This is a genomic window from Vibrio sp. E14, from assembly GCF_020515785.1.
Classification (GTDB): domain Bacteria; phylum Pseudomonadota; class Gammaproteobacteria; order Enterobacterales; family Vibrionaceae; genus Vibrio; species Vibrio diabolicus.
In genome coordinates, this window is the sequence record NZ_JAHPJI010000044.1 from 1 (window position 1) to 558 (window position 558).

Sequence of the window (558 nt, forward strand, 5' to 3'; positions counted from 1 at the left end):
ACGCGGATTTCATGACTTAAGCTGTAGATAATACGATAGTGACCAAAAATAATTTCACGATAATTCGTATGAGGCATTTCAGGAACAAAGCGCCCCATCTCAGGCATACTTCCAAGTAGTTCAGTTTTATCAAAAACTTCGTTTACCCACTTTTCTGCCGCAGATGGGTTATCCAAAGAAATGAACTCCGCTGCATCGCCTAACTTTTGAAGCGCTAATGGAGACCAAACTACTTTCATTTTTTAATGCGCCCCAAAACTTGAGCACGCGCATCATCATTGGAAACGCCAAGACCTGAAGCTAATTGAGCTTCCGCTGTCCGCATTTCTTCCAGTAATTCGATTTTCTCTTGCATTGCTTCATACTCAGCAACGTCAAGGACAACAGCAACACCTTTGCCACGTTGAGTAATTACCAATGGACGGCGAGTCTCATTGATTTGTTTGATGTAAGAAGCTACACCTGCGCGAAACTCAGACAACGGCTGAATGTCTTGATCGAAATGAATACGACTCATATTGAACTCCAACTGGTACAAAATAACGTACAAATAATAGT

2 protein-coding genes are annotated in these 558 nt (G+C 41.8%); both read right to left on the bottom strand.

Translation table 11 applies throughout. The features are described from left to right. A partial coding sequence (locus tag LIX84_RS23365) for a type II toxin-antitoxin system RelE/ParE family toxin (protein ID WP_226422278.1) occupies positions 1 to 239 on the bottom strand: 239 nt, incomplete at its 3' end. Beyond that, positions 236 to 517 carry a type II toxin-antitoxin system Phd/YefM family antitoxin gene (locus LIX84_RS23370; protein WP_000086647.1) on the bottom strand — a complete coding sequence of 94 codons (282 nt, stop codon included), beginning with the start codon at positions 515 to 517 and terminating at the stop codon, positions 236 to 238. The genes LIX84_RS23370 and LIX84_RS23365, both read right to left, overlap by 4 nt. Between the last annotated feature and the right edge of the window lie 41 nt (positions 518 to 558).

Coding starts and splice junctions, on each gene's coding strand:
- LIX84_RS23370 (WP_000086647.1), bottom strand. CDS start 517: ATGAGTCGTATTCATTTCGATCAAGACATTCAGCCGTTGTCTGAGTTT.